15 protein-coding genes, 1 tRNA gene and 3 rRNA genes are annotated in these 21314 nt (G+C 68.6%); 13 read left to right on the top strand and 6 right to left on the bottom strand.

The genetic code is table 11. The features are described 5' to 3' along the window. Positions 1 to 37 precede the first annotated feature (37 nt). The 4 genes from ACF3NS_RS00095 to ACF3NS_RS00080 all read left to right on the top strand — a co-directional run bounded on the left by ACF3NS_RS00095 (position 38) and on the right by ACF3NS_RS00080 (position 3570). A complete protein-coding gene (locus ACF3NS_RS00095) occupies positions 38 to 2191 on the top strand; it encodes an ATP-dependent DNA helicase UvrD2 (protein WP_195849259.1) in 2154 nt (717 codons plus the stop codon). A gap of 153 nt (positions 2192 to 2344) precedes the next feature. Then, entirely contained in the window at positions 2345 to 2608 is a 264-nt protein-coding gene (locus ACF3NS_RS00090) for a hypothetical protein (protein WP_392467180.1), read from the top strand. Positions 2609 to 2795: 187 nt separating this feature from the next. Then, a complete protein-coding gene (locus ACF3NS_RS00085; protein WP_392467178.1) occupies positions 2796 to 3083 on the top strand; it encodes a WhiB family transcriptional regulator in 288 nt (95 codons plus the stop codon). 289 nt (positions 3084 to 3372) lie between these two features. Beyond that, the gene (locus tag ACF3NS_RS00080; RefSeq protein ID WP_392467177.1) at positions 3373 to 3570 is read left to right on the top strand and encodes a hypothetical protein; all 198 of its coding nucleotides are present in this window, start codon (positions 3373 to 3375) and stop codon (positions 3568 to 3570) included. Between the two features lie 42 nt (positions 3571 to 3612). On the opposite strand, the gene ACF3NS_RS00075 is transcribed toward ACF3NS_RS00080, so the two are convergent. From ACF3NS_RS00075 to ACF3NS_RS00065, 3 genes are all read right to left on the bottom strand, one after another. Further along, entirely contained in the window at positions 3613 to 4938 is a 1326-nt protein-coding gene (locus ACF3NS_RS00075) for an ABC1 kinase family protein (protein ID WP_392467175.1), read from the bottom strand. Positions 4939 to 4948: 10 nt separating this feature from the next. Continuing rightward, positions 4949 to 5899 carry a hypothetical protein gene (locus ACF3NS_RS00070; RefSeq protein WP_392467173.1) on the bottom strand — a complete coding sequence of 317 codons (951 nt, stop codon included), beginning with the start codon at positions 5897 to 5899 and terminating at the stop codon, positions 4949 to 4951. A gap of 184 nt (positions 5900 to 6083) precedes the next feature. Beyond that, positions 6084 to 6239: a DUF5679 domain-containing protein gene (locus ACF3NS_RS00065; protein WP_019287526.1), complete on the bottom strand. Its 156-nt coding sequence runs from the start codon at positions 6237 to 6239 to the stop codon at positions 6084 to 6086. A 232-nt stretch (positions 6240 to 6471) separates the two neighbouring features. Here ACF3NS_RS00065 and ACF3NS_RS00060 point away from each other — a divergent pair, with 232 nt between their 5' ends. Together ACF3NS_RS00060 and ACF3NS_RS00055 are read left to right on the top strand one after the other, a co-directional pair. Next, positions 6472 to 7305 (top strand): enoyl-CoA hydratase/isomerase family protein, encoded by an 834-nt coding sequence (locus ACF3NS_RS00060; protein WP_392467171.1) that lies wholly within the window; start codon positions 6472 to 6474, stop codon positions 7303 to 7305. A 50-nt stretch (positions 7306 to 7355) separates the two neighbouring features. Then, the gene (locus ACF3NS_RS00055) at positions 7356 to 7898 is read left to right on the top strand and encodes a M48 family metallopeptidase (protein WP_154594604.1); all 543 of its coding nucleotides are present in this window, start codon (positions 7356 to 7358) and stop codon (positions 7896 to 7898) included. A 6-nt stretch (positions 7899 to 7904) separates the two neighbouring features. On the opposite strand, the gene ACF3NS_RS00050 is transcribed toward ACF3NS_RS00055, so the two are convergent. Both ACF3NS_RS00050 and ACF3NS_RS00045 read right to left on the bottom strand, forming a co-directional pair. Further along, entirely contained in the window at positions 7905 to 8474 is a 570-nt protein-coding gene (locus ACF3NS_RS00050; RefSeq protein WP_288799023.1) for an NUDIX hydrolase, read from the bottom strand. After that, positions 8471 to 9937 (bottom strand): zinc-dependent metalloprotease, encoded by a 1467-nt coding sequence (locus tag ACF3NS_RS00045; RefSeq protein ID WP_392467169.1) that lies wholly within the window; start codon positions 9935 to 9937, stop codon positions 8471 to 8473. The genes ACF3NS_RS00050 and ACF3NS_RS00045 overlap by 4 nt, the downstream gene beginning before the upstream one ends. A 167-nt stretch (positions 9938 to 10104) precedes the next feature. Between ACF3NS_RS00045 and ACF3NS_RS00040 the strand changes: the two genes are divergently transcribed. Continuing rightward, positions 10105 to 10539, top strand: a complete 435-nt coding sequence (locus ACF3NS_RS00040; protein ID WP_288799021.1) for a molybdenum cofactor biosynthesis protein MoaE — start codon at positions 10105 to 10107, stop codon at positions 10537 to 10539. Continuing rightward, positions 10536 to 11627 (top strand): PDZ domain-containing protein, encoded by a 1092-nt coding sequence (locus ACF3NS_RS00035; RefSeq protein WP_154594602.1) that lies wholly within the window; start codon positions 10536 to 10538, stop codon positions 11625 to 11627. The genes ACF3NS_RS00040 and ACF3NS_RS00035 overlap by 4 nt, the downstream gene beginning before the upstream one ends. 45 nt (positions 11628 to 11672) lie before the next feature. Here ACF3NS_RS00035 and ACF3NS_RS00030 read toward each other — a convergent pair whose 3' ends face one another. Then, positions 11673 to 12215 carry a PPA1309 family protein gene (locus ACF3NS_RS00030; RefSeq protein ID WP_154594601.1) on the bottom strand — a complete coding sequence of 181 codons (543 nt, stop codon included), beginning with the start codon at positions 12213 to 12215 and terminating at the stop codon, positions 11673 to 11675. A gap of 127 nt (positions 12216 to 12342) precedes the next feature. On the opposite strand from ACF3NS_RS00030, the gene ACF3NS_RS00025 reads away from it, so the two are divergent. From ACF3NS_RS00025 to rrf, 5 genes are all read left to right on the top strand, one after another. Beyond that, on the top strand, positions 12343 to 15426 hold the full coding sequence (locus ACF3NS_RS00025; protein ID WP_392467167.1) for a UPF0182 family protein: 3084 nt from the start codon (positions 12343 to 12345) through the stop codon (positions 15424 to 15426). 59 nt (positions 15427 to 15485) lie between these two features. After that, positions 15486 to 15562, top strand: a tRNA-Met gene (locus tag ACF3NS_RS00020). 532 nt (positions 15563 to 16094) lie between these two features. Beyond that, a 16S ribosomal RNA gene (locus tag ACF3NS_RS00015) occupies positions 16095 to 17615 on the top strand. A gap of 355 nt (positions 17616 to 17970) precedes the next feature. Next, positions 17971 to 21075: ribosomal RNA gene (locus tag ACF3NS_RS00010) — 23S ribosomal RNA — on the top strand. 71 nt (positions 21076 to 21146) lie between these two features. Continuing rightward, positions 21147 to 21263, top strand: a 5S ribosomal RNA gene (gene rrf / locus ACF3NS_RS00005). Together the 16S, 23S and 5S rRNA genes form the textbook arrangement of a ribosomal RNA operon. Positions 21264 to 21314 lie beyond the last annotated feature (51 nt).

The raw sequence follows: 21314 nt of genomic DNA, 5'->3' as shown, positions 1-21314 counted from the left end.
ACGAGGTATGTCGGTGGCATCTGGGAGGCTTCCGGCGATGGCTGCCACCCCCGACGACATACTGACCGCCCTCGATCCCGAGCAGCGGGCGGTCGCCGAGCGACCCCTCGGGCCCATGTGCGTGCTGGCGGGCGCGGGCACCGGCAAGACCCGCGCCATCACCCACCGCATCGCCTATGGCGTGCGTTCCGGGGTCTACGTGCCGCAGCGGGTCCTCGCCGTCACCTTCACCGCGCGGGCGGCCGGCGAGATGCGCACGCGGTTGCGCGACCTCGGGGCCGCGGGCGTCCAGGCCCGCACGTTCCACGCCGCTGCGCTGCGTCAGCTCCACTACTTCTGGCCCCGGGCCATCGGGGGCGCGGCCCCGGAGGTGATGCCGCACAAGGCCGGTGCCGTCGCGGAGGCCGGGGCCCGGCTGCACCTGCAGCTCGACCGGCCCGCCATCCGGGACCTCGCGGCCGAGGTGGAGTGGGCCAAGGTCAGCCTGCTGACCCCTGAGACCTACGCGGCCGCCGCGCGGCACGCTCGGCGCGACCCCGCGGGGCTCGATGCGACGGCGATGGCCCGCCTGCTCCAGACCTACGAGGAGGTCAAGGGCGAGCGCGGCGTCATCGACTTCGAGGACGTCCTGCTCATCATGGCCGGCATCCTCGACGAGCACCCCGCGGTGGCACGCGAGGTCCGCGGGCAGTACCGCCACTTCGTGGTGGACGAGTACCAGGACGTCAACGCGCTGCAGCAGCGGCTCCTGGACCTGTGGGTCGGTGACCGTCAGGACGTCTGCGTGGTCGGTGACGCGGCCCAGACCATCTACTCCTTCACCGGGGCCTCGCCCGCGCACCTGCTCGGCTTCTCGGCGCGCTACCCGGACGCGGCCGTCGTCAAGCTCGTCCGCAACTACCGCTCGACGCCTCAGGTGGTCGGTCTCGCCAACGTGCTGCTCCGGGCCCAGGGGCAGGCCAGCCGCACCGGCGCAGGTCGAGCCCTGGTGCAGCTGCAGGCCCAGGGCGAGGACGGCCCCCCGCCCCGGCTCACGGCGTACGACGACGACCAGGCCGAGGCGCGCGGGGTCGCCGCCGAGATCCGGCGCCGCATCGACGCCGGCACGCCCCCCGCCGAGATCGCCGTCCTCTTTCGCACCAACTCCCAGAGCGAGGCCCTGGAGTCAGCGCTCGCCGACGTGGACGTCCCCTATCTCGTGCGAGGCGGGGAGCGGTTCTTCTCCCGACGCGAGGTGCGCGACGCGATCCTGCTGCTGCGGGGGCAGGCGCGAGCCGACGACGGGTCGGTGCCCCTAGGCCAGCTGACGCGCGACGTCCTCGGCGGCGTGGGCTGGTCGGCCAAGCCCCCGGCGTCGGGCGGGGCCACCCGCGAGCGCTGGGAGTCCCTCCAGGCGCTGGTGGCCCTCGCCGACGACCTCGTGGCCGCGCAGCCGCAGGCCCGACTCCCGGAGCTCGTCGCCGACCTCACCGAGCGCGCCTCGGCCCAGCACGTGCCCACGGTCCAGGGCGTCACGCTGGCGTCCTTCCACAGCGCCAAGGGCCTCGAGTGGGACGTCGTGCACCTCGTGGGGTGCAGCGACGGCCTCCTGCCGATCTCCATGGCGGAGGGCTGGGAGGCTATAGAGGAGGAGCGGCGGTTGCTCTACGTCGGTCTGACGCGCGCGCGCCGCGAGCTCGCCCTGTCCTGGGCGGCGTCCCGCAACGTGGGGGGACGTGCCACGCGTCGACCGAGCCGATTCCTCGACGACGCGGCCTCGGTCCTCGGAGACGGAGCCAGGTCGGTGCCCCGCGGCGGCACGGGCACCACAGGCCGCCAGCGGAAGCCGTCGGTGGCCAAGCCGGCCCACTGCCGGACGTGCGGGACCGAGCTCAGCACCGCTGCCGAGCGCAAGACAGGGCGCTGCGCGCAGTGCCCACCCACCTACGACGAGGCCACCTTCGAGGCGCTGCGCAGCTGGCGCAAGGCCACCGCCGCGGCCTCCGGGGTGCCGGCGTACGTCGTCTTCACGGACGCGACCCTGACGGCGATCGCCGAGCAGCAGCCCGCCGACGTCGCGGCGCTGGCCAGGGTGTCCGGGGTGGGAGCCCGCAAGCTGGGGCTCTACGGCGAGTCGGTCCTGGCCATCCTGGGGGGCGCTGATGTCGATGAGATCCTCTCTGCCGCAAAGGGATCAGCGGAGGGCGGCTGACGCCACCGAGTCGCCGGCCCGGTGGGATGGATAAATGCATTGCCCCCTCTCGGGGGCGGGGGCTACAGTCCGAGGTGTCCTGTCGCGAGCGGTGCTCGTGACGCACGTCCCGGCACCGAGGTGCCGACGAGAGCAGAGGGGAGGGTGTTCCGCATGGAGATCACGACGATGACGATCGCGACGCGCATCCGCGTCGACGCCGTCGCGCCCCTGCGCTCGACCGCCCCCGACCTGCGCACCCCCCGTGCGTCCGTGGACGCCCGTGGCACCGGTCAGGGGATCGGTGTGTCCGGCGTCGGCGGCACCGACACGCGCGTCGTCGACGGCGGGCGTCTCGGCTACGCCCGCACCATCGCGCCGTCCACCCCGTTCGCCGTCTCCTATGTCGTCCCGCCCCTCGGGAGGCCGCCGGTCTAGTCCCTAGACCCAGGTCCTCTCCAAGGCCGCGGAACCCGACATCCGGGATCCGCGGCCTTCGTGCATCTCAGGGCAGCCCCCGACCACCACCGCAGAGGACCGCATGTCGCACCACCGCACCCACCAACCGCCCCAGCAGGGCACCCGCCGCCCCACCACCCAGGGGCACCACACCGAGGAGGCAGCGATGACACTCACGGAGCTCATCGACAACCAGGTCGCCGCGATCGCGGCCGCCGAGACCATCCCCTGCCAGGAGAACGAGCCCGAGATGTGGTTCGCCGACACGCCGGACGGCGTCGAGTTCGCGAAGGCGCTGTGCGGCACCTGCCCCGCGAGGGAGGACTGCCTCGCCGGAGCTCTGGAGCGTCGGGAGCCCTGGGGCGTCTGGGGCGGAGAGCTGTTCGTCGCGGGAGTGGTCCTGCCCCGCAAGAGGCCGCGTGGACGGCCGCGCAAGAACACCGCCGCCGCCTAGGCGACGGCCATGAGCACGATTGACCAGCAAGGAGTTCCATCATGTTCCACCACTTCAGCCAGGAGCTGGCGCGCGTGCGCGTCGACCGCGCTCCGAGGCCCCGGCAGCCGCGGGGCGCGGCTGAGATCCGGGTGGCGGTGCGGCGCCGGCAGCAGCGATGACCTGACGGTCGTCGGATCACGCGAGGCGGGCAGGACCGAGGGGTCCTGCCCGCCTCGTCATGCGTGCAGGGGCGGTGGCGAGCCGGCCCGGCGTGGCGGCTGGGTCGGGGTCGTCATACGATCCCCGGGTGGATCACGGCGGGGCGGGCGACGACACGATGACGTGCGGGACCTGCGGCCGGCAGGCGACCGGTGAGGGCCTGGCCGAGGCTCGGGTCCGGTGGACCTTCGGGACGGAGCGGAGGCGCACGGTGTGGGTCTGCGACCGCTGCAGCCGCCTGCACGCCCGGTCGATCGAGGGCAAGCTCGACTCCGAGTGGTGGTAGGGCGCCCGGCGCGTCGACGGCCGGTCGACCCGCCAGCCCGGCTCACTCGGCCGACGGGTGCAGGGTCAGGTCGTCCAGCCAGTGGCCGAGGATGGCCCGCGCCTCCACCTCGCCGCCGATCTGGCACAGGACACCGATGCCGCCGGCCCAGACGCGGTGGATGAGCAGGTAGTCCGGGGGGAGGTCGAGGACGCCCAGCACGGGCTGCCAACGAGGCTCGCCGACGTGGGCGAAGCACCCCCGCAGCCAGGCCCGGCTGAAGGTGTAGCGGTCATGGCGTGCGGGTTCGAGGAAGGGGTCGAGGAACGCCAGCAGGAGATCGGGGTCGAGATCGGCTCCGGCATGGACCCACCCCTCCTCCCGCAGCCCGGTCAGCACGGCGGGCCCCGTGTCCTCCCCGCTCAGCGCGAGCCCGAGGAGGCGCCCGACCGCGCTGGGCATGCCTGTGGGGAGCCGGTTGACGGCCCCGAAGTCCAGGACCCCGAGCCGGCCGTCCTCGGTGATCCGGAAGTTCCCGGGGTGCGGGTCCGCGTGCAGCAGACCCACGTGGTCCGGGCCCGCGAGCAGGAAGTCGAGATAGAGCGTGGCGGCGCGGTCCCGCTGCTCGTCGGTCCCCTCGCGGATGACGGCGGACAGGGGCGTGCCGTCCAGCCAGTCCATCACGATGACCCGGGCCGTCGCCTCGAGCACCCTCGGTATGACGAAGAACTCGCTCTCGGCGAAGGCGTCCGCGAACTGCCGTTGCGCCTCCGCCTCGCGCGTGTAGTCCAGCTCCTCCACCATCCGGGCCTGCAGCTCGTCGGTCACGGCCCGCATGTCGATGCCGGTCCTGAGCGAGCCGGTCACTCGTGCCACGCGGGCGAGCTGGCGCAGGTCGGACAGCAGCGCGTCCCCGGCGCCGGGGTACTGCACCTTGACCGCCACCGTGCGGCCGTCGGCCCATCGACCGCGGTGCACCTGTCCGATCGAGGCGGAGGCGACGGGGACGTCGTCCAGCTCGTGGAAGAGGGACCGCCAGTCGTCGCCGAGCTCGCTCGCCAGGACGCGGTGCACCGTCTCGGCCGTCATCGAGGGTGCGGCGTCCTGGAGGGCCGTCAGCGCGCCGCGGTAGTGCGCGGCGACCTCCTCGGGCAGGGCCGCCTCGAAGATGGACATCGCCTGTCCGACCTTCATCGCACCCCCCTTGAGCTGCCCCAGGACGGAGAAGAGCTGGTCGGCGGTGCGTGCGGCGACCTGGGCAACGACGGCCTCGGCCGGGGCGCCCCCGAGCCGCCGACCCAGCCCCACGGCGGTCCGTCCGGCATAGGTCAGCGGGAGAGAGGCCAGTCGGGCCGTGCGATGGGCGGACCGGCGGGGGATGTCGTTCACCCCTCGATTGTCACCCCGCGAGCGAGACCCGGGCCGGTAGGTGGGTGAGGCATCGAGGGTGGACCGACCAGATGCGCTGCCGCGGCACGGGGTCTGCGTCGTGGACCTCGGTGGTGAACCCGACGGGGAGGCGTCGCCGACCCACGGCATCGCGGGCGTGCGCCGCGACGGCCCCCACCGCGAGCGCTGTGGTGGTGGGATCGGTCCGCGCGGGGCGATGGAGACCGTCGAGGTGACGCGTCGTCAGTTGCGCGAGCAGGCGGGGCCAGGCGGGGTCCCGGTCGGTGCGGTAGCGGTCCAGGCACAGTGGGCAGGGGTCGGCCAGGCTGCTCCAGAGCGGACCCACGGTCACCGAGCTGTCGGCCACGACGACGGGCAGGACCATGGCCCACGGCGCCCACTGCCGGGCGACCACGGGGTCGATGGCCCCGTCCGCGACCAGTACCGCGAGGGCCGGAGGGCGCCGCGACCCCCTGGCGGTGCCCGTGGACGGTGACGGCAGGCCGGAGGGGCCCAGCTCGTCCTGCAGGTGCAGGCGGGGGTGCTGCCGCTGCAGGGTGGCCGCGACGTGCTGTGCCAGGTCGCCGGTCCCGGCGACGAGCACGGGCGTGTGGGACAGGTCTGACGGGTCCGACGGTGGCTCGCACGCGGGGGCCCGCAACGGCAGCACGTCCGCGGGGCGGCCCGTGCCCGGGGGCCGAGGGTCGAGCAGGCCATGGTTGCCGAGCAGGTCCAGCAGGTCGTCCAGGCGGCGGCTGTCCTCGCCGTGGCGGGTGTAGACCAGCTGCAGGTCGGCCCTGGAACGGCTGCCGTCGAGCGCGCGGACGATCTCGCGATCGGCGGGACTCAGGCCGCCGAGCACCACGGCGGTCGGGTGATGGGCTCCGAGCTGGAGCTCGTCGCCGCCACGGTCCAGCAGCCGGAGGCCGGGACGGAGGGCGGGGCGGTCGCAACGGGTCATCGGGTCTCTCCTGCACCGAGGGATGAGGAACCGAGCATTCCACATGCAAGCGCACGCAAATTGCATGAAACCAGCCCTGTGGACAACGTCGATGCTGGCCGGGGGGTTGGGGATGCACAGAGAGAGGCGGTGCCGGCACAGGTGCCAGCACCGCCTCTCGGACGGCAGGTTGCGCAGGCGGCGCTCAGGCCTTGCCGAGGATGCGGTTGAGGTTCGTCCCGCACTCAGGGCACTTGCCTTTGGCCATGCGGCGACCGTTGGTCTCCACGATGTTGCCCTCGGCCTCACGCTTGGCCTTGCACTTGACGCAGTAGAACTCACCCTTGTAGGTGTCGGCCATGTCGTCTCTCCTTGTCGTTCGTGCCACGGGTGCGGCAATCGGACTCCGGTCACCATAGAGCACACGGGAGCAGGTTCCGGGGATTACGCCCCGTCACCTGCTGAGCACGGAGCCGTGCTGCGGCCCCCATGCTGCCGCCTGCCGCCGGACCCACGGTCCGCAGACGATGGCTAGGCTCGGGAGGCGCGGGCGGCCGCACCCGGAGCACGCCAGCGCAGCGACGTCGACGAGGATGGTCATGTACCCCGAAAAATATTGGTGGGAGCAGGATTTCGAGCACCTGTCGGTGACCCGACGAGAGCAGGGGGACCGCCATACCGCCGTCATCACCCTGGACCTGCCGCAGCAGCGCAACGCCATGAGCGAGGAGATGACGTCCTCGTGGGCCCGTCTGGCCGACCTGCTGCGGGACGACACTCAGCTGGCGTGTGTCGTGGTCACGGGCGCCGGCAGCGCCTTCACCTCCGGTGGCAACCTCGGGTGGCTCATGGCCGAGCCGGATGCCTCGGTCAGCGACCTGCGGGCCCGCATGCGGAACTTCTACTGCCGCTGGCTGTCCATGACGCGGCTCGAGGTGCCGGTCGTCGCTGCGGTCAACGGTCACGCGATCGGGGCGGGACTCGCCCTGGCGCTGGCCTGCGACGTGCGCTACGTCGCCGAGCAGGCCCGTCTCGCGGTGCCGTTCACCGGGCTGGGTCTGCACCCCGGTATGGCGACCACATGGTCGCTGCCGGCCGTCGCGGGTCCGGCGCTGGCCGCCGACATGCTGCTCACGGGTCGGGTCGTCATGGGGCACGAGGCGGTCGGACTCGGGCTCGCCTCCGCCGCGGCCCCGGCCGACGAGGTGCTGCGCCTGGCCCTCGCCGCCGCCGACCGGGTCGCCGCCGCAGCACCGGTGGCCACGAGGCTGACCCTGGCCGCGTTGCGCGGCGGTGGGCACGCCAACCCCGGTGCGGCGCTCGAGTGGGAGGCCCTGGCGCAGGCCACCACGATGGCCACCGCGGACCTTCAGGAGGGTGTGCGAGCGGCGACCGAGCGTCGCGCACCCGCCTTCACCGGTCGGTGAGCACGGCGCGCTTGCCAGAGGGCGTGCCGGGGCGTCGCTAGGGTGCCGTCATGAGTGAGGTCGAGGTGCGCCGCAGCACCCGTCGTCGGCGGACCGTGAGCGCCTACCGCGAGGGCGACCGCATCGTCGTGCTCATTCCCGCCGGTCATTCCCGCCGCCAGGAGCAGGAGTGGATCGAGCAGATGGTCGGTCGGATCGAGGCCCGCGAGCAGCGGGTCCGCCCGAGCGACGAGCGGCTCGCCGCGCGCGCGGCGGAGCTGTCCCACTCCTACCTCGGAGGCCTCGCCAAACCGACCAGCATCACGTGGGTGTCCAACCAACGCCGACGATGGGGGTCGTGCACCCCGGCCGACGGCACGATCCGGGTCTCCCACCGGGTCGCCACGCTGCCCGTCTGGGTCCAGGACTACGTGATCCTGCACGAGCTGGCGCACCTGCTGCAGCCGGGGCACGGCCCGGAGTTCTGGCGGCTGCTGCGGACCTACCCCAAGCTCGAACGCGCCAAGGGATTCCTCGAGGGGGTGGCTCACGGGTCGCGCGAGGACGCCCCGCCCGGGGAGCCGGGAGCCGCCGGGGACTGCGTCGACGAGTGAGCGGCCTCAGGCCGCGCGCAGCGCGGCGCGCTCGATCAGCCGCGGCAGCTCCTCGCTGTGCGGGTGGGGCAGCCGATCCACCGGCCACCAGGCCACGTCGAGCGACTCGGCGCTGACGACGGGGGAGACGTCGCCGACGACGGCGACGAACCTCAGGTCCAGGTGCTCGCGGCACACGGTGAAGGCTGCTCCGAGGGCATGCCGGTCGAGGTCCACCAGGCGAGGGTCGACGCGCAGCCCGTGGATGCCCGACTCCTCGCGCCCCTCGCGCTGCGCGACCCCCACGACGTCCTCGTCGCCGGGCTCGGCGTGACCCCCGAGCTGGAACCACGTGCGGGCCTTGCGGTGGTGGGTGAGCAGGACCTGACGTCGGTCCTGCGACAGCACGAGCACGCTCGCCGTCAGATGGGCGGGCGGCCCGTGCTTCCACCACGCGTCGGGGTGGCGCTCCAGGTGCGCGAGGAACTCCTGGCGGAGCGACGCCTCCCTCGCGTCGACGGGCGACAGCTGGGCGAGGTGCCGTATGGCGTCCGCCCGGAGGTCATCGAGGTTGCCCGGACGCGCGGGGGCGGTCACGCCCGGCCGTCGGTGGCGTCGTCCCCCGAGCGGTCCTCTCGGCCCTCGGACAGGAGCCGGTCGAGCTCGGCGTCCAGGTCATCGCCCTGGCCGGCTCGCACGCGCTCGACGTAGCCGAGGACGTCGTCCAGGTCGTCGCCCGTCGGCGCCACGTCGGGGTGGGCCCAGACGCTGTCGCGCAGCTCCTGGCCGCCGGCGTCCTCCAGGGCGGCGAACAGGTTGGCGGCGTCGCGCAGCCGGCGGGGTCGTAGCTCGAGGCCGACGAGCTGGGCGAAAGCCCTCTCGGCCGGGCCGCCGGTCGCGCGGCGTCGCCGCACGGTCTCGCCGAGGGCAGCCGCCTCCGGCAGGTGCTGCCGGGTGGCGCGGTCGGCGACCACATCGACCCAGCCCTCGACGAGTGCCAGCAGGGTCTCGAGGGAGGCGAGGGCCCGCTGCTGGGCCTCCGAGGGCTCGGGGGTGAACAGCGTGGACCCCAGCGCCTCCTGCAGGGCGGCGGGGTCGCTCGGGTCGACGGTGGACATGCGGGCGGAGATGCCCTCCACGTCGATCGAGATGTCACGTGCGTAGGCCTGCACGGCAGCGGTGAGGGACGCGGTGAGCCACGGTGCGGCGGTGAACAACCGGGACCGGGCGGCCTCTCGCGCGGCGAGGTACAGGCGCACCTCGGCGGGGTCGACCTCCAAGCCCTCGGACAGGGCCCGGATCCCCGACGGGAGCAGGGCCACGGCGTGCCCGGGCACCAGCGGCAGCCCCACCTCGGTGCCCGAGACGAGGTCCTCGCTGAGGCCACCGACCGCCTCGGCCGTCTGGGCGGCGAACATGGCGGCCCCCATCCGGTGCACCATCGGGCCCATCTGCGCCATCATCGCCGTCGGGTCCAGGCCCTGGGGGAGCTGTGGCATCCCCGGCGTGCGTGACAGCTGTTCCAGCCCGCCGTGCTCGGCTAGGTCGTCGAGCTGGCCCCGCATCGCCGTGGTCATGGCGGCCGTCACCCCGTCCGCGACCGGGGTGACCAGCTCGATCCACGTGGGCATGGTGGCCTCCACCCACTCGGCGCGGCTCCACACCGCGTCGGGCGACGGCGCCGCCTCCATCGCGGTGACCTGGTCGAGCCACAGCTGTGCCACGTGGATGGCGTCGGCGTGCGAGCGCTGGTCGGCGTCCCCCACCACCGCGTCGCCCCCCTGGGCGACCCGTTTGCGGGCGAGGTCGAGGGCGACCGCGTCGTCGATCGCGCCCTCGGGGGCCGGGCCCGCGAACATGGCCTGGACCTGCTGGCGCACCATGGCCAGCTGGGTGGGGTCGAGCTGCTCCATGCCGAGCTGGCGCAAAGCGTCGCGCACCTGCGGATTGTCCGCGAGCGACGGGTCGCCCATCATCTCACCGAGCATGCGGGCGAGGGCGTCGGGGTCCTGCGGGTCGTGCGGTCCGGACCCGGGTCCGTGGGTGGGTGGGACGGTCACGACGTGCTCCTCCGGTCGGCGGATCAGGGGGTACTGCAGCGTCAACGCTAGGAGGCCAAGGGGCGTTCCGTCACCCGCGTCCAGGGACGACGTGGGCGACGTGCGTCTCCCGGGCGGTGGTGGAGACTAGCCTCTCCCGCAGACGTCCCCTCGACGGAAGGGCCACCGTGAGCCACTCAGTCCCCAGCGCCCGGCTCGTCGCCGTGCGTGACGAGCCGTTGTCGGTCGACGAGGTCCTGGCGGCCGTGAACGATCCCCGGGCCGGGGCGGTCGTGCCGTTCGTCGGCATCGTCCGCGACCACGACGGCGGCCAGGGCGTCACCGGGCTCGACTACTCCGCCCACCCCACGGCGCTCGACCGCCTGGCCGAGGTGGTGTCGCGGATCGAGGAGCTGCCCGGCGTCCTCTCGGTGGCGGCGGTGCACCGCGTGGGGCACCTGGACATCGGCGACATCGCCGTCGTCTGCGCGGTGAGCGCGGCGCACCGCGGCGAGGCCTTCGACGCGTGCCGGCAGCTCATCGACACGCTCAAGAGCACCGTCCCGATCTGGAAGCACCAGGCCTTCACCGACGGGACCGAGGAGTGGGTGGGCCTCCCATGACGGGGAGCCTCCCCGCCGCGGGGGGCCCGCCGGCGCCCCGCCGCCGCCCGCGACGCGGACGAGCGCTGACCCTGGCGCTGGCCCTGCTGTGCGCGTTGCTGGTCGCCCTCGCCTTCATCCCGCTGCCGTATGTCGTGATGGGTCCTGGTCCGGTGACCAACACCCTGGGTGCGACGCGCGACGGGCGTCCGCTCATCTCGGTGCCCAAGGCCGAGGACCATCCGGCCTCCGGCGTGCTCAGCTTCACCACGGTGTCCGTCCGCGGCGGCCCGGGTGCCACGGTCACGGCATACGACCTGCTGGCAGCCTCCGTCTCGGACGCCCGATCCGTCGTCCCGGAGGAACAGGTCTTCCCCCGGGGTGCCACCAACGAGGAGATCAAGCGGGAGAACGCCGCCGAGATGACGCACTCCCAGGAGGACGCCGTCGTGGTGGCCGAGCGGGCGCTGGGGATGACGGTGCCGGAGACGGTCTCCGTCGGCGTGCTCCCGACCGGGTCCGCCGCGATCGGGCGCCTCGAGCCCGGCGACCGTTTCGTGCGGATCGGCTCCACCTCCGTGACCGGCAGCGCCGCCCTGCGGTCAGCCATCCAGGCCTACCAGGTCGGTCAGTCCGCGCCCGTGACCGTCGAGCGGGACGGGGTGCGCCGTGAGGTGTCGCTGCCGGTGGGCGAGCAGCAGGGGCGCAAGGTCATCGGCGTCGGGCTCAAGGTCGACTACAGATTTCCCGTCAAGGTCACCATCGACGCCGGCGACGTGGGGGGACCCTCCGCCGGCATGATGTTCGCCCTCGGGGTCCTCGACCGGCTCACCCCCGGGGAGCTGACCGCGGGCCAGCGCATCGCGGGCACCGGCACCATCTCGTCGGACGGCCGGGTCGGCCCCATCGGGGGGATCCAGCAGAAGCTCGCCGGCGCGCGGGCAGCGGGGATCCAGTGGTTCCTCGCACCGGCGGGCAACTGCAGCGAGGTCGTCGGCCACGTGCCGGCAGGGCTGACGGTGGTCCGGGTGGAGGACTTCGACGACGCGCTCGCGGACGTCCGCGCCATCGCCGCGGGCAAGGGGTCGGCTCTGCAGGGCTGTGGCTGAGGGGTCTGAGGGGTCTGGGGACCCGGTGACCGGACGGCCCTCGGCTCAGCCCTCGACGAGGGTGGCCCGCAGCGCCTCGACGAGGCCCGGCGCGATGTCCGCGCCCATGGCGACGGCGTCGTCGCTGTCGTGCGCGCGCTGGCGCAGGAGGGTCACCTGCTCACCGGTCCGGTCCACCGCCACCAGCAGCCGTACGTCCTGGCGAGCCGGGTGGGCGGCCAGGTGCTCGAGGGCGGCCTCGGGGTCATCGGGCAGGCCCGCCTCCGCCTCGGGCGGCACCACGATGCGCTCGACGCTGATGGCGGCGCCTGCCACCTCGGCAGGCCACACGATGCCGGCCAGCAGCCCGTCGAGCCCGGATCCCTCCGGGAGCTCTTCCTGCTCGATGGCAGTCAGGCCGTCCGGGTCCTCGCCCTCGAGCCGGGCAGCGAGCTGCGGCTCGGCCGCGAGCAGCTCGCTGGTGCGGACGAGGGCGAACAACCGCGTGGGCTGGTCCCATCCGGAGCGGGCCACGTGCTGCTCCGTGTCGACGGCGCACGTGATCAGGGGGGTGGGGACGAGCTGGGGTGTCGGGGTCACGGGGTCCATGCTGCCTGACCGGGACCCGAACCCCCAGCCCGGCGGCCTGCGGTGACGTCTCCCGCCGGCGTCCAGCGAGGCGGGGTAGGTTGACCGCGAGCACCACGGGCTGCAGTCGCGGCCCGACGGACCGATCATGCAGGAGGACCGCGCAGTGAGTGACGAGGGGCGCACCGCGTCGGGTCCGGGTGAGCCCGCGGGCCCTGGAGGCGCGGCACGTGCCCGCCGCCGTCGGGGCGGCGGGAGGGCAGGTCGCGGCTGGCTCGGACCGCTCCTGACGATCGTCGCGGTCGCCGCCTTGGCCCTGGGCGCCCTGGCGGCCCTCTGGACCCAGGTCCTGTGGTTCGACAGCGTGCGCTTCAGCCGGGTGCTCACCACCGAGCTGGTCACCAAGGGTGGGTTGTTCGTGGCGGGTGCGCTGGTCGTCGGGGCCCTGGCCTGCTCCAGCATCGTGATCGGGCACCGCCTGCGGCCCGTCTACGCCCCCGTCACCGACGAGCAGGTCGCCCTCGACCGGTACCGCGCCATGCTGGACCCCCTGCGCCGGCTGGCCGTGTGGGTCGTGCCGGGGGTGCTGGGCGTCTTCAGCGGCACCGCCCTGGCCAGCCAGTGGCAGACCTTCCTCCTGTGGCTGCACCGGGTGCCCTTCGGCAAGGACGACCCGGAGTTCGGTATGGACATCGGGTTCTTCGTCTTCACCCTGCCGTGGGTGAGCTTCCTGCTGGACTTCGCCCTGATGGGTCTGGTCCTCGCCGCCATCGTGGCGGCCCTCACCCACTACCTGTATGGCGGTCTACGCCCACCGGGCATGAGCGGCCGGTCCACCAAGGCGGCGATCGTGCACCTCTCCTGCCTGTTTGCAGCGGTGGCCCTGGTGCAGGGGCTCAGCTACTGGTTCGGACGCTACGACCTGGCCGTGGCCGACTCGGGCCGGATCACGGGCATCACCTACACCGGTGCTCACGCCGTGCTGCCCGGACGGTCGATCCTCGCGGTGGCCGCGCTGCTCTGCGCCCTGTTCTTCCTCGCCTCGATCTGGACCGGGTCCTGGCGGCTGCCCGTGGTGGGCGTGAGCCTGCTCGCCGTGTGCGCCCTGGTCATCGGGACCATCTATCCGATGCTCGTGCAGAGCCTCAAGGTCAAGCCCAGCGAGCGCACCCTGGAGGCGCCCTACATCCAGCGCAACATCGAGGCGACGCGATCGGCCTTCGGGCTCGACAAGGTGGTCAAGACGCCGTACAAGGCCGAGACCACGGTCTCCAGCGGGCAGCTGCGCGGTGATGCGGACACCATCCCCGGCATCCGGATCGTCGACCCGGCCATCGTGGGGCAGACCTTCGAAGCCATCCAGGCGGTCAAGGCCTTCTACTCCTTCCCCGCCAGCCTCGACGTCGACCGCTACCGCCTCGACGGCAAGCTGGTCGACGCCGTCGTCGGTGCTAGAGAGCTGCGCCTGGACGACCTGGACCGCTCCTGGCGCAACTGGGTCAACGACCACACCGTCTACACCCACGGCTACGGCCTGGTGGCCGCGTACGGCAACCGGCGCGGACCTGACGGTCAGCCGGTCTTCTTCGAGCAGAACATTCCCTCCACGGGCAAGCTCGGCACCTACGAGCCCCGCATCTACTTCGGGGAGGAGTCCCCGACCTACTCCATCGTGGGCGCCCCCGCCGGCAGCGGAGACGCCGAGCTGGACCACCCCGACGGGAGCGCCGGCGGCCAGCGCAACACGACCTACCGAGGCGCCGGCGGCGTGGAGATCGGGTCCTTCCCCCGCCGGCTCGCCTACGCGATCGCCTACCGCGAGCCCAACATCCTCCTGTCGAGCGCCGTGAACCCTCAGTCGCGCCTGCTCGACATCCGCAAGCCGCGCGAGCGCATCGGCAAGGTCGCGCCGTGGCTGACCCTGGACGGTGACCCCTACCCAGCGGTGGTCGACGGGCGGGTGCAGTGGATCGTGGACGGCTACACGACCAGTGCCAACTACCCCTACTCCCAGCTGACCGAGATCGAGGACGCCACCTCGGACGCGCTCACGGCACGGTCCGCCAACGTCGCGGCCCTGGCGCCGGCGCGCGTCAACTACATGCGCAACTCGGTCAAGGCCACCGTCGACGCCTACGACGGCAGCGTCCACCTCTACGCGTGGGACGACCAGGACCCGCTGCTCAAGGCCTGGACCAAGGCCTTCCCAGGCACGGTGGAGCCCATGTCGGCGATCAAGGGGGAGCTGATGCAGCACCTGCGCTACCCCGAGGACATGTTCAAGGTGCAGCGATCCATGCTCGGCAAGTACCACGTGACCGACGCCAACAGCTTCTTCGGCGGGCAGGACTTCTGGAAGGTCCCCACCGATCCGAGCGACCGCACGACGGGCGCACCCAGCCAGCCCCCCTACTACCTCTCCCTGGCCGTGCCGGGCCAGGCCTCGCCGACCTTCTCGCTCACCACGACGTACACGCCCGAGAAGCGCTCGGTGCTGTCCGCCTTCCTCGCGGCCGACGCGGACGCGGGGGGCAAGGACGGGCAGCGCAAGGAGGGGTACGGCACCCTGAGGCTCCTGGAGCTGCCCCGGGACACGCAGGTGCAGGGGCCGGGGCAGGTGGCCAACAACATCTTCTCCTCCAACGACTCGTCGCCGCGCTTCGCCCTGACGCTGAGTCAGTTCCTCAACAACAACTCGCAGGGCGGCTCCAAGGTGTCCATGGGCAATCTGCTGACACTGCCCGTCGGCGGGGGAGTGCTGTACGTCCAACCGATCTACGTCCAGGCATCCTCGGGATCCTCCGCATACCCGCAGTCCAAAGCCATCGTCGCCTCGTTCGGCGACAAGCTGGCCTGGTCGGACACGCTGGCCGGAGCCCTGGACGGGCTCTTCGGGGGCAACTCCGGCGCGACGGCGGGAGACCAGGGGGCCTCCGGTCCGACGGCATCGACAGCACCGACAGCACCCCAACCCGGTCAGCGCCCCACGTCACCGACGGGCAACACCGAGGTGGTCAAGCAGCTGACGGCTGCGCAGGAGGCGATGAAGGCGGCCGACGAGGCCCTGGCCAAGGGTGACTTCGGGGCGTACGGCGAAGCGCAGAAGCGGGTGCGCGCCGCGGTCGACGCCGCGCTCAAGGCCCAGCAGCCAGGACAGACCACCGTCGTGCCCTCGACGCCCTCTGCGTCCGTGACGGGATCGACCTCGGCGACACCGTCGCCAAGCCCCTGAGCTCGGGCGGGACCACGATTTGCACCCCCGTACACCGTCGCGTAACCTGGAGTCACCGACGCGGGGTGGAGCAGCTCGGTAGCTCGCCGGGCTCATAACCCGGAGGTCGCAGGTTCAAATCCTGCCCCCGCTACCAATCGCATCGGCGACACGAAGGCCCGGACCAGCTGGTCCGGGCCTTCGTGCGTACCGGGGAGGACGCAGCCGACGGGGTGCTCGCATCCGGGTCGCTGCGCGCGGCCACCAGGTCCGCTCGGGCCGATTTGGCACGACCCGGACGACTGTGTAATGTTTCCGCTCGTGCCCCGGCCACGGAGCGCAAAGCGGGAGTCACCCCCTCGGGGGAGGACGATCACGCCGAGTTGACGAGGTGGCCAGCACTGAGTACCTTTAGCGGGTGCTCGGCGCGGACAGTCACGATCCAAGCTCACTCCACAGCGAGTAGCGAGGCGGACTTGACGCGGGGAGCGCGGAAGCGTAAGATTGAATGGTTGCCACGACGGAGATCGAGCGAAACACTCGTGAGTCGGTCGTGAGCGTCCGATGTTTGAGAACTCAACAGCGTGCCGAAATTCGATGCCAAGTTTTTGACCTCGTTTGAGGTTCCTTTGGTAGATGGACGATTCAACGTCATGTTGTTTTGTCTTTTTGCTGGGGTTGCAAATTTTTCTACGGAGAGTTTGATCCTGGCTCAGGACGAACGCTGGCGGCGTGCTTAACACATGCAAGTCGAACGATGAAGCCCAGCTTGCTGGGTGGATTAGTGGCGAACGGGTGAGTAACACGTGAGTAACCTGCCCTTCACTCTGGGATAACTCCGGGAAACCGGGGCTAATACTGGATATGACTCCTCCTCGCATGGGGTGGGAGTGGAAAGCTTTTGTGGTGGAGGATGGACTCGCGGCCTATCAGCTTGTTGGTGAGGTAGTGGCTCACCAAGGCGACGACGGGTAGCCGGCCTGAGAGGGCGACCGGCCACACTGGGACTGAGACACGGCCCAGACTCCTACGGGAGGCAGCAGTGGGGAATATTGCACAATGGGCGAAAGCCTGATGCAGCGACGCCGCGTGAGGGATGAAGGCCTTCGGGTTGTAAACCTCTTTCAGCTCTGAAGAAGCGAAAGTGACGGTAGGAGCAGAAGAAGCACCGGCTAACTACGTGCCAGCAGCCGCGGTAATACGTAGGGTGCGAGCGTTGTCCGGAATTATTGGGCGTAAAGAGCTTGTAGGTGGTTTGTCGCGTCTGCGGTGAAATCCCAACGCTTAACGTTGGGCTTGCCGTGGGTACGGGCAGACTAGAGTGTGGTAGGGGAGACTGGAATTCCTGGTGTAGCGGTGAAATGCGCAGATATCAGGAGGAACACCGATGGCGAAGGCAGGTCTCTGGGCCATAACTGACACTGAGAAGCGAAAGCATGGGGAGCGAACAGGATTAGATACCCTGGTAGTCCATGCCGTAAACGTTGGGCGCTAGGTGTGGGGCTCATTCCACGAGTTCCGTGCCGCAGCTAACGCATTAAGCGCCCCGCCTGGGGAGTACGGCCGCAAGGCTAAAACTCAAAGGAATTGACGGGGGCCCGCACAAGCGGCGGAGCATGCGGATTAATTCGATGCAACGCGAAGAACCTTACCAAGGCTTGACATACACCGGAAACACTCAGAGATGGGTGCCCCGCAAGGTCGGTGTACAGGTGGTGCATGGTTGTCGTCAGCTCGTGTCGTGAGATGTTGGGTTAAGTCCCGCAACGAGCGCAACCCTCGTTCTATGTTGCCAGCGCGTGATGGCGGGGACTCATAGGAGACTGCCGGGGTCAACTCGGAGGAAGGTGGGGATGACGTCAAATCATCATGCCCCTTATGTCTTGGGCTTCACGCATGCTACAATGGCTGGTACAAAGGGCTGCGATACCGCGAGGTGGAGCGAATCCCAAAAAACCGGTCTCAGTTCGGATTGGGGTCTGCAACTCGACCCCATGAAGTCGGAGTCGCTAGTAATCGCAGATCAGCAACGCTGCGGTGAATACGTTCCCGGGCCTTGTACACACCGCCCGTCAAGTCACGAAAGTCGGTAACACCCGAAGCCGGTGGCCTAACCCTTGTGGGGGGAGCCGTCGAAGGTGGGACTGGCGATTGGGACTAAGTCGTAACAAGGTAGCCGTACCGGAAGGTGCGGCTGGATCACCTCCTTTCTAAGGAGCATATGCCTCTGCACCACCGTTCGTGTGGTGGGGGTGCTCAAGGGTGGAACATCGAATGGGTCGCGTCTGGTTGGCGCTGCTGGCGAGTACGGCTGTCATGCTTCTCCTGGTGGGGAGTGTGGTGGTGGGGAAAGTTGGTGGTGTTGGCTGGGTGTGGTGGCGCGCTGTTGGGTCCTGAGACATCGGGCCGGCTGCTGGTGGGGTCTCCTGTGTGGGGGTCGTGCTGGTGGTGGGACTGGTTGTCTTGGTTGTGCCTGGACTGCTGATAGCTCGAGCGTGTGCTTGGGTGTGTAGGTGGTTGGGGTTTGTGTTTTGAGAACTACACAGTGGACGCGAGCATCTTTGTGGCCAAGTTTTTAAGGGCGCACGGTGGATGCCTTGGCACCAGGAACCGATGAAGGACGTAGGAATCTGCGATAAGCCTCGGGGAGTCGATAACCAGACTGTGATCCGAGGATTTCCGAATGGGGAAACCCGGCTGGAGTTTATGTCCAGTCACCTGCACCTGAATATATAGGGTGTGTGGAGGGAACGTGGGGAAGTGAAACATCTCAGTACCCACAGGAAGAGAAAACAACAGTGATTCCGTCAGTAGTGGCGAGCGAACGCGGAAGAGGCTAAACCGGTCGTGTGTGATACCTGTCAGGGGTTGCACGGTCGGGGTTGTGGGACTTGTCTGCCCGTACTGACATGCGGGCGCACAGTGAGAAATCTTGTTCGTAGGCGAACGGTCTTGAAAGGCCGGGCATAGAGGGTGTTACCCCCGTAGCCGAAACGTTCGAGACTGTGGATGAGTATCCCAAGTAGCACGGGGCCCGAGAAATCCCGTGTGAATCTGGCGGGACCACCCGCTAAGCCTAAATATTCCCTGGTGACCGATAGCGGACTAGTACCGTGAGGGAAAGGTGAAAAGTACCCCGGGAGGGGAGTGAAATAGATCCTGAAACCGTGCGCTTACAATCCGTTGGAGCCTCTTTGTGGGGTGACAGCGTGCCTTTTGAAGAATGAGCCTGCGAGTTAGTGCTCAGTGGCGAGGTTAACCCGTGTGGGGAAGCCGTAGCGAAAGCGAGTCCGAATAGGGCGTCAGAGTCGCTGGGTCTAGACCCGAAGCGAAGTGATCTACCCATGGCCAGGTTGAAGCGCGGGTAAGACCGCGTGGAGGACCGAACCCACCTAGGTTGAAAACTGGGGGGATGAGCTGTGGGTAGGGGTGAAAGGCCAATCAAACTTCGTGATAGCTGGTTCTCCCCGAAATGCATTTAGGTGCAGCGTCACGTGTTTCTTACCGGAGGTAGAGCTACTGGATGGCTAATGGGCCTCACCAGGTTACTGACGTCAGCCAAACTCCGAATGCCGGTAAGTGAGAGCGTGGCAGTGAGACTGCGGGGGATAAGCTCCGTAGTCGAGAGGGAAACAGCCCAGATCACCAGCTAAGGCCCCTAAGCGTGTGCTAAGTGGAAAAGGATGTGAAGTTGCTGTGACAACCAGGAGGTTGGCTTAGAAGCAGCCACCCTTTAAAGAGTGCGTAATAGCTCACTGGTCAAGTGATTTTGCGCCGACAATGTAGCGGGGCTCAAGCACACCGCCGAAGCTGTGGCATTGACACATTGCCAAGCCTTTGTGGTTCAGGCGTGTCGATGGGTAGGGGAGCGTCGTGTGGCGAGTGAAGCGGCGGAGTGATCCAGCCGTGGACGCTACGCGAGTGAGAATGCAGGCATGAGTAGCGAATGACGGGTGAGAAACCCGTCCGCCGAATAACCAAGGGTTCCAGGGTCAAGTTAATCTGCCCTGGGTAAGTCGGGACCTAAGGCGAGGCCGACAGGCGTAGTCGATGGACATCCGGTTGATATTCCGGAACCGGCGCAGTACCGCCCCTAGCGAGGCTGGTGATACTAAACCTGGTGAAGCTTCTCTTAACCGCCTTCGGGTGGGTGAGGAGTGGATGAGGTGACCTGAGCCAGTAGTAGTTAAGCGATGGAGTGACGCAGGAAGGTAGCCTCCGCGTGGCGATGGTTGTCCACGTCCAAGGATGTAGCCCTGTGTGTAGGTAAATCCGCACACTGTACGGGTGAGATCTGATAGTGACCGCGTATGCGGGAAGAGGGTGATCCTATGCTGCCGAGAAAAGCTTCTAGCGAGGGACTGAGCCGCCCGTACCCCAAACCGACTCAGGTGGTTAGGTAGAGAATACCAAGGCGATCGAGTGAATCGTGGTTAAGGAATTCGGCAAAATGCCCCCGTAACTTCGGGAGAAGGGGGGCCATGATCGTGACGCACCTTGCGTGTTGAGCGTGAGTGGCCGCAGAGACCAGGGGGAAGCGACTGTTTACTAAAAACACAGGTCCGTGCGAAGAAGTAATTCGATGTATACGGACTGACGCCTGCCCGGTGCTGGAACGTTAAGGGGACCGGTTAGCCTTACGGCGAAGCTGAGAACTTAAGCGCCAGTAAACGGCGGTGGTAACTATAACCATCCTAAGGTAGCGAAATTCCTTGTCGGGTAAGTTCCGACCTGCACGAATGGCGTAACGACTTCCCCACTGTCTCAACCGCGAACTCGGCGAAATTGCATTACGAGTAAAGATGCTCGTTACGCGCAGCAGGACGGAAAGACCCCGGGACCTTTACTATAGCTTGGTATTGGTGTTCGGTACGGCTTGTGTAGGATAGGTGGGAGACTGTGAAGCATGCACGCCAGTGTGTGTGGAGTCGTCGTTGAAATACCACTCTGGTCGTTCTGGATATCTAACCTCGGTCCGTGATCCGGATCAGGGACAGTGCCTGGTGGGTAGTTTAACTGGGGCGGTTGCCTCCTAAAAGGTAACGGAGGCGCCCAAAGGTTCCCTCAGCCTGGTTGGCAATCAGGTTTCGAGTGTAAGTGCACAAGGGAGCTTGACTGTGAGACAGACATGTCGAGCAGGGACGAAAGTCGGGACTAGTGACCCGGCGGTGGCTTGTGGAAGCGCCGTCGCTCAACGGATAAAAGGTACCCCGGGGATAACAGGCTGATCTTGCCCAAGAGTTCATATCGACGGCATGGTTTGGCACCTCGATGTCGGCTCGTCGCATCCTGGGGCTGGAGTAGGTCCCAAGGGTTGGGCTGTTCGCCCATTAAAGCGGTACGCGAGCTGGGTTTAGAACGTCGTGAGACAGTTCGGTCCCTATCCGCTGTGCGCGTAGGAAACTTGAGAAGGGCTGTCCCTAGTACGAGAGGACCGGGATGGACGAACCTCTGGTGTGTCAGTTGTTCTGCCAAGGGCACCGCTGATTAGCTACGTTCGGAAGTGATAACCGCTGAAAGCATCTAAGCGGGAAGCACGCTTCAAGATGAGGTTTCCATGCCCCTTGTGGGTGAGAGGCTCCCAGCTAGACTACTGGGTTGATAGGCCGGATGTGGAAGCACAGCAATGTGTGGAGCTGACCGGTACTAATAAGCCGATGACTTGACCCGAAGATTGCTCGCGTCCACTGTGTAGTTCCCGACACACAAACCATTCAGGTGGTTTGACAAGTCGATAGAGTTACGGCGGTCATAGCGTCAGGGAAACGCCCGGTCCCATTCCGAACCCGGAAGCTAAGCCTGACAGCGCCGATGGTACTGCACTGGAGACGGTGTGGGAGAGTAGGACGCCGCCGGACAAACATTGTGGGGAAGCCCCGGACCACCAGGTCCGGGGCTTTTCTGCGTTC

This window comes from Arsenicicoccus cauae (genome assembly GCF_043162025.1).
Classification (GTDB): Bacteria; Actinomycetota; Actinomycetes; order Actinomycetales; family Dermatophilaceae; genus Arsenicicoccus; species Arsenicicoccus cauae.
The sequence above is the reverse complement of the archived record's forward strand: the minus strand, read 5'-3'. Positions and strand labels throughout refer to the sequence as shown.

Excerpts from the sequence above, each read along its gene's own strand:
- ACF3NS_RS00095 (WP_195849259.1), top strand. The coding sequence starts at position 38 with ATGGCTGCCACCCCCGACGACATACTGACCGCCCTCGATCCCGAGCAG.
- ACF3NS_RS00090 (WP_392467180.1), top strand. The coding sequence starts at position 2,345 with ATGGAGATCACGACGATGACGATCGCGACGCGCATCCGCGTCGACGCC.
- ACF3NS_RS00085 (WP_392467178.1), top strand. The coding sequence starts at position 2,796 with ATGACACTCACGGAGCTCATCGACAACCAGGTCGCCGCGATCGCGGCC.
- ACF3NS_RS00070 (WP_392467173.1), bottom strand. The coding sequence starts at position 5,899 with ATGACCCGTTGCGACCGCCCCGCCCTCCGTCCCGGCCTCCGGCTGCTG.
- ACF3NS_RS00065 (WP_019287526.1), bottom strand. The coding sequence starts at position 6,239 with ATGGCCGACACCTACAAGGGTGAGTTCTACTGCGTCAAGTGCAAGGCC.
- ACF3NS_RS00060 (WP_392467171.1), top strand. The coding sequence starts at position 6,472 with ATGGTCATGTACCCCGAAAAATATTGGTGGGAGCAGGATTTCGAGCAC.
- ACF3NS_RS00055 (WP_154594604.1), top strand. The coding sequence starts at position 7,356 with ATGAGTGAGGTCGAGGTGCGCCGCAGCACCCGTCGTCGGCGGACCGTG.
- ACF3NS_RS00035 (WP_154594602.1), top strand. The coding sequence starts at position 10,536 with ATGACGGGGAGCCTCCCCGCCGCGGGGGGCCCGCCGGCGCCCCGCCGC.
- ACF3NS_RS00030 (WP_154594601.1), bottom strand. The coding sequence starts at position 12,215 with ATGGACCCCGTGACCCCGACACCCCAGCTCGTCCCCACCCCCCTGATC.
- ACF3NS_RS00025 (WP_392467167.1), top strand. The coding sequence starts at position 12,343 with ATGCAGGAGGACCGCGCAGTGAGTGACGAGGGGCGCACCGCGTCGGGT.